Source organism: Lysinibacillus sp. (genome assembly GCF_032093475.1).
Lineage (GTDB): Bacteria > Bacillota > Bacilli > Bacillales_A > Planococcaceae > Lysinibacillus > Lysinibacillus irui.
Window position 1 is genome coordinate 1 of record NZ_DAMDAY010000174.1, and the last position, 6,842, is coordinate 6,842.

Genomic DNA, 6,842 nt, shown 5'->3' on the forward strand with positions numbered 1-6,842 from the left:
TGATCATCGTTTCGTTTATTCCTCTTATTGGCATACTTGCTTCTTTAGGTGCAGCAGGCTTTACATTATACTTCTCCTACCGATTATTTTATCGTTGGTGTGGAGAATCAGGGAAAGCCGTGCTTTATACAATTCTAATGATTATAACAGGCGGCTTATTCTTTGCTATTTATGGTTTAATGCGTATGAACAGACCATTTGTTGCCTAATAAACCGTTCAAAAACCTCTTCATGCCTTAATGCTGAAGAGGTTTTTGGCGCATTTTTACTTGATAATGGTGCATAGATTTAGGGATGCCTTTTAATTCAAATACACCATTGTACACTAAATAACGAATTCTATATTCAAGAAAGAAGATATTTGGAGGAGCCTCCATTTTAGTTAAAAGCTCTGAAATGAGTGCCCCTGTTTGAATATAATCGATGGTTCCTTGCTGCTGATGAAGTTGTTCTAGCCTTGTTATTATCAATGAATCATAGGCGTTCACTGGAACCGCCTGAATTTGTTGATGCAACCAGAGGCGTAACACCTCTTTTGTCCTCGCTAAACGTTCCCATTGCTGCTGAAATATTAGATGCGCATTAGCAGTCAAGCGTATTTTGTCATACTGCTCTACGTTCCATTGCCGAATGCTAACACGCTCTTTCCCAGTATTGATAAGATAGATTTCATTCGTTTTTTCACGTAATAAATAAAGGAAAAATCTAAGTCCACATTGTTCTTCTATATTGTCTCCATACCATATGTAAATAGGTAAATGACTCGGAATATCCTGTATTTCTCTTATCGTATTCATGAAATGATGATAATTCACAAAATCATCCATACCATCATTTATATTTTCCATTAACCATTCATGGCGAAATGCCTGTCCTCTTTTTTCATCAAGCCTCCATAACGGACCTATAGACAAATCATCTGGAAACCCTATTACATATTTCGGCGGTGCAAGTGCTACTCGTAGTGAGCCTGCTACGGATTCGGAACAGACAATATGTACCATTGGGGCTGTCGTTGTTGTCAAAACTTTCTGTTGTTGAATGGTATCATTAATAATGTCTACAAAAAGATTTAGATGATCTTGCTCTACCATCAAAGTCCATCCCTCCTTTGGACTGCTTCGTTCATGTCGAAAAGCAGCAAATGATTCAAATGGTTGAAGTTCATATGCCTCCCATTTCCCTCTCTCCACCACATCATCTATCGTGATATAATTTAATGTTTGAATTTTATAAACCAACACCTGATTTGCTTCGTACAAAAAGTAGATAAATGGATAATGCCTCATTGTCTCCATAGCTTTGACTCCTTTTAGGAAATTGTATCATAATGACAATCTCTTCCATCATTTTTCAAAAATATAGCTAGCAGATATAATAATTATGTTATGATTATAGTTAGAAAATTTAGAATTTCTTTCAAAGGGGACTGATATTTGTGTATGAAAATATTTTAAGACATCCTGGGCCAACACCTATTCCAAAAAAGGTTCAGCTTGCGATGAATCGTGATATTTTTAGTCATCGAAGCGCTGAATTTGTGGAATTATATCGAGAAACAGTCGAATTAGTAAAACCTATTTTTGGGACAAAGCAAGATATTTTACTACTCCCATCAGGTGGCACAGCTGCTCTAGAGGCAGCTGCGGTGAATACGGTTTCAGCTGGTGAACATGTGGTCGTTGTTACAGTTGGAGCTTTTGGTGACTATTTTGTTTCGATTTGTGAAAAATACGGCTTCAACGTACATAAGCTTGAAAAAGAATGGGGTCAAGCTTGCACGGCTAATGAGTTACGGGATTTCTTACAGCCATTAAAGGATATTAAGGCTGTTTTTATCACATACAATGAAACTTCCACTGGTATTTTAAACCCGATCGCTGAATTAGCACAGGTCGTTCGTGAAGAAACAGCTGCATTATGTATCGTCGATGGTGTAAGTTGCATTGGTGGTGCTACTGCTGAGATGGATGCTTGGGGAGTCGATATTCTTGTTACAGGCTCTCAAAAGGCGATGATGTTGCCACCAGGGCTTTCTCTTGTTAGCATAAGTGAAAGAGCTTGGCAAATCATAGAAGAAAATAAAACCCCATCCTATTATTTAAATTTATTGAGCTATCGGAGCTGGGCAGAAAAAGGGATGACGCCAAATACGCCTACTATCACACTTATCTATGGACTTCATGAGGTTTGTAAGCTAATCGAGCAGGAAGGTGGCTTTGATACAACTGTTGCCCGACATGAACTAATGAAAAACATGGTCCGTAATGCGATGAAAGCACTGAACATTGACCTTTTAACTGACGATGAGTATGCATCCCCGACAATTACAGCGATCATGGCTCCAAAAGGGATTGATCTCAATGATTTCTTAACACATTTAAAACAGCATTATCATTTAGATTTCGCTGGAGGGCTTGGTCATTTACAAGGGAAAATTTTCAGATTTGGTCATATGGGCTATTGTTTCCCTAGCGATGTATTACAGGCAGTTTCATTAATGGAAGCAGCACTTCAAGACTTTTCCTATGATTTTGAGCCAGGTGCTGGTGTGCGAGCAGCTCATGAAGTATTTTTAAGTGCTCAGCGAAAACAGCTACAGCAATAATTATTAAAGGTTTCTACACATAAGTTAAAAAAATGTGTATAAAAAATAAGTATTGACCCATACTATTAAAGATTTCACTTCAAATCCAATGACTAGGAGGGTTAACCCGATGAGTGGGATGGATTGCAAACTCTGAAGGTCCAACAAAACTGAATGTAGCTAAAGCACGGTTGTCTTATTTTTAAGATACAATGCGAAAGCGAGGCAGTGTGTCATGGAGCATTTAAAGTAAGTGAGAATCAAGCCTAGAAAGAAATTTCTAGGCTTTTTAATGTCTATAAATAGTTAATGGTTATAATGTTGTCTGTTTTAAATAGTCCTCACGCATTTCCTTCGGCACCATACTTCCACCTGTCGCCCATACAATATGAGTAGCTTGCTCCATTTTGTCGGTTAAATAATGCTTTTCTAAATATTTTTGCCCGTTTTTCATTAACTGGATCGGTCCAAACATTCCTGCATGTGCGGATGGCTCTAAAAATAGCTCCTCAGACTCCATTGCTAATGCAAGTGAAGTAAATAATTCCTCATCTTTTACCGTATAACATCCGCTAATATACGTGTCCATTACTTTTCCAACGAATTTAGAGGCACGGCCGACTGCTAGACCGTCTGCTTCCGTCTTATTGTCTAAGCCAATATCCTCTATACTAATTTCATCATGTAAACCTGTCATTAAGCCTAGCGTCATACAAGGAGATGCGACGGGTTCTGCAAAGAAAATATGCACATGCTCGCCGAATAGTTCTCGCAGTCCATAGGCAACCCCACCTGGCCCTCCACCTACACCACATGGTAAATAAACTAACAAAGGATGCACTGAATTGACTGTTATATTAGCCTTTTCTAATTGACCTTTTAAACGCTTTGCGGCTACTGCATAGCCTGCGAATAAATCCTTTGAGTTTTCATCATCAATGAAATGGCACATTGGATCTTGTATAGCTTCTTGTCGGCCCTGTTCTACCGCCACACTGTAATCAGCCTCATATTCAATCACTGTCGCTCCCTTTTCTCGTAGCAAGTCTTTTTTCCATTTCTTGGCGTCGCTCGACATATGTACTACGACATTAAAGCCGAGCTTCTTGCCCATAATGCCGATACTTAAACCTAAATTTCCTGTAGAGCCTACTGCAATTGTATAGTGTCGGAAAAATGATTGAAATGCCTCTGTAGCTAAGACTGCATAATCATCCTCTACTTTAAGCTTTCCACTTGCCAAAGCAAGCCTTTCTGCGTGTTTTAATACTTCATAAATTCCTCCACGTGCTTTGATTGATCCAGAAATCGGTAAATTATGATCACATTTTAACAGTAATTGGCCAGGTATTGAGACATCATACCGTTGTTCAAGGGCATTTTTCATCTCTGCCATTTCCTCAATAGTGGATTCAATCAGACCATCACTTTTTACAAGCTCAGGAAAGACTACTTTTAAATATGATGAAAAACGCTGCAATGTTTCTTCCGCATCCTCTACTTCAGACATAGTAAAGTGCATTGTCTTTGGTTTTTTCATCCGATTTGTATTTTCCCAGAAAACAGTATCCTTCTTTGCTAGTTCCTTCAGCTGTGGATATTGCTCCAATAGTTCGTGATTACGTTCATTTTTCACCTGTAGATTCCTCCATTTTATGAGCTAAAATTGCTCGTTCACAAATTTGTCGAAATTTCCTTTCAAACGAAATATTGTTTTCTTGTGTTCTTTTTTTAGGTCCCTTTGTTCGCCCTCCTGCCCTCCTAATTTTTTGACCAACATGACGCATATCGAGCAAACGTTCGATATTTTCATCAGACATTTCTCGTCCATTTTGATCGATCGGATATCCACCTCTTGCTAAAACCATTGCTGCTAACCCGTAATCCTGTGTAATGACAATATCATGTTTTGAAAGCGCGTTCACAAGCGTAAAATCAACCGAATCCGGACCTTTTGGAACAGTAATTGTTATTACATTATCACGTTCAACACGGTGAGATGTATCGCAAAATAAGATAGTTTCTATCTCATATTCAGATGATATAGATAGCGCCAAATCCACTACTGGACAGGCATCAGCGTCTATTAGAACCTTCACAATAAAGCATCATTCCTTTCTCGAAATTAGATTAATTACTTAGTACATAATTATTTTAATATAATGTTTTTCAGACCTCTCTTGCTCATTTCTTCACAAACTTACAAAGTATTTTATTGAATAGTTTGAAAAATAGATATACGATACACCTATCAACTAAATGGGGGTTTTAATTATGACAATTACAACTGTTAGCAATGAACAATTAGCAAAAGAATACGTTGATGGCGTATTTGAGCAGCTAAAACAACAGAACTGTCATCAAGCGGAATTTTTACAAGCGGCTGAAGAAATTTTCATCTCATTAGTGCCTGTATTCGCACAACATCCTGAATATATTCAGGCCAATATTTTATCTCGAATCGTTGAGCCTGATCGTATTATTTCCTTCCGTGTAGCTTGGCAAGATGATAACAATCAAGTGCAAGTAAATCGCGGTTATCGTGTTCAATACAGCAATGTGATGGGGCCTTATAAAGGCGGCCTTCGCTTCCACCCTTCCGTGAACGAATCCATCATTAAGTTCCTAGGCTTTGAGCAAATCTTTAAAAATGCGTTGACTGGGCAACCAATCGGTGGTGGTAAAGGTGGTTCGAACTTCGATCCGAAAGGTAAGTCAGACTCAGAAATCATGCGATTCTGCCAAGCATTCATGACTGAATTATACCGTCATATTGGTCCAGATGTCGATGTTCCTGCTGGTGATATTGGTGTAGGTGCTCGTGAAGTTGGCTATTTATGGGGCCAATACAAACGTTTAACAAAGGCAAATGAATCAGGTGTACTAACTGGTAAGACTCCTGGTTATGGTGGCTCTTTAGCACGTAAAGAGGCAACTGGCTACGGTACAGTTTATTTTGTCAACGAAATGTTAAAAGATGCAAATGATTCATTCGAAGGAAAAACAGTAGTTGTTTCTGGTTCTGGTAACGTTTCTACTTATGCCATTGAAAAAGCACAACAATATGGTGCAAAAGTGGTTGCTTGCTCTGACTCTTCAGGCTATATTTATGACCCTGAAGGCTTAGATTTAGCAGCTATTAAAGAAATTAAAGAAGTAAAAGGTGACCGTATTTCAACTTACGTTAATTACCGACCAAATGCTACTTTTACAGAAGGTTGTACAGGTATCTGGACAATTCCTTGTGATATTGCCCTACCATGTGCTACTCAAAACGAAATTAATGGTGAATCGGCTCGTACATTAATTTCAAATGGTGTGAAAGCTATCGGTGAAGGTGCCAATATGCCATCAGACCTGGAAGCAATCAATGAATTCCTAAATGCAGGTGTATTATTCGGTCCTGCTAAAGCAGCAAATGCTGGCGGTGTTGCTGTATCTGCTCTTGAAATGGCACAAGATTCAAGCCGCGTATTTTGGTCATTTGAAGAAGTAGATGCGAAACTTCATCAAATTATGAAAAATATTTATATGGACAGCAAAGCAGCAGCTGAAAAATATGGCTTCCCAGGTAATTTAGTAATGGGCGCAAACATCGCGGGCTTTATCAAAGTAGCTGATGGAATGCTTATGGAAGGTGTTTATTAATAGTATTTCTTTGTCATAGTTTCCTATAATCCAAATTCAAAATATTCTTAATTTCATATAAGGTGATAGCGAATATTCGTTATCACCTTATTTTTTATTAGGTATTCTGTTACAAAACATGTAAATAAACATTTAAAACGAACATTTTTATTATTAAATATTTAAAACATTCGTGTTATAATTTTAGAGTAATATGAAATATTGGAGGGTATTTTTGTGGAATTATTGTATACAGGGAAAACAAAAAATGTGTTCAAACTAGAAGATGGTCATTATTTATTAAAATTTAAAGACGATGTGACAGGAGAAAACGGTGTTTTTGACCCAGGTGCTAATACTGTTGGATTAACGATTGATGGCGCTGGTTTAGCAGGTTTACGCCTAACTTCCTATTTCTATTCCAAATTAAATGAACAAGGTGTTCCTACGCATTATGTAGACGCAAACTTTGAAGATGCAACGATGACAGTAAAACCTGCAACAGTTTTCGGGAACGGTTTGGAAGTTATTTGCCGCTTCAAAGCTGTTGGTTCATTCCTACGTCGCTACGGTGCCTATGTTAAAGAAGGACAAGATTTAGACTCCTTCGTAGAAGTAACCATTAAAG

At 38.0% G+C, this 6,842-nt stretch carries 6 protein-coding genes and 1 pseudogene; 4 read left to right on the forward strand and 3 right to left on the reverse strand.

The features are described from left to right. Nucleotides 1–209 (forward strand): annotated as a pseudogene (locus RT445_RS22420) (hypothetical protein); the annotation flags it as partial. 27 nt (nt 210–236) lie between these two features. On the opposite strand, the gene RT445_RS22425 reads toward RT445_RS22420, so the two are convergent. Continuing rightward, the gene (locus RT445_RS22425; protein ID WP_312507118.1) at nt 237–1,298 is read right to left on the reverse strand and encodes a DUF1835 domain-containing protein; all 1,062 of its coding nucleotides are present in this window, start codon (nt 1,296–1,298) and stop codon (nt 237–239) included. 140 nt (nt 1,299–1,438) lie between these two features. Here RT445_RS22425 and RT445_RS22430 point away from each other — a divergent pair, with 140 nt between their 5' ends. Next, a complete protein-coding gene (locus RT445_RS22430) occupies nt 1,439–2,608 on the forward strand; it encodes a pyridoxal-phosphate-dependent aminotransferase family protein (RefSeq protein ID WP_312507119.1) in 1,170 nt (389 codons plus the stop codon). Nucleotides 2,609–2,900: 292 nt separating this feature from the next. On the opposite strand, the gene RT445_RS22435 is transcribed toward RT445_RS22430, so the two are convergent. Beyond that, nucleotides 2,901–4,223, reverse strand: a complete 1,323-nt coding sequence (locus RT445_RS22435) for a D-serine ammonia-lyase (RefSeq protein WP_312507120.1) — start codon at nt 4,221–4,223, stop codon at nt 2,901–2,903. Beyond that, the gene (locus tag RT445_RS22440) at nt 4,213–4,686 is read right to left on the reverse strand and encodes a YaiI/YqxD family protein (protein ID WP_274796525.1); all 474 of its coding nucleotides are present in this window, start codon (nt 4,684–4,686) and stop codon (nt 4,213–4,215) included. Before RT445_RS22440 ends, RT445_RS22435 begins: the two co-directional genes overlap by 11 nt. 175 nt (nt 4,687–4,861) lie before the next feature. Here RT445_RS22440 and gdhA point away from each other — a divergent pair, with 175 nt between their 5' ends. After that, a complete protein-coding gene (gene gdhA, locus RT445_RS22445; protein WP_274796524.1) occupies nt 4,862–6,235 on the forward strand; it encodes an NADP-specific glutamate dehydrogenase in 1,374 nt (457 codons plus the stop codon). Nucleotides 6,236–6,451: 216 nt separating this feature from the next. Then, a partial coding sequence (locus RT445_RS22450; protein ID WP_313471601.1) for a phosphoribosylaminoimidazolesuccinocarboxamide synthase occupies nt 6,452–6,842 on the forward strand: 391 nt, incomplete at its 3' end.

What these genes read in the sequence shown, in the direction of transcription:
- RT445_RS22425 (WP_312507118.1), bottom strand. Translation starts at nt 1,298, where the DNA reads ATGGAGACAATGAGGCATTATCCATTTATCTACTTTTTGTACGAAGCA.
- gdhA (WP_274796524.1), top strand. Translation starts at nt 4,862, where the DNA reads ATGACAATTACAACTGTTAGCAATGAACAATTAGCAAAAGAATACGTT.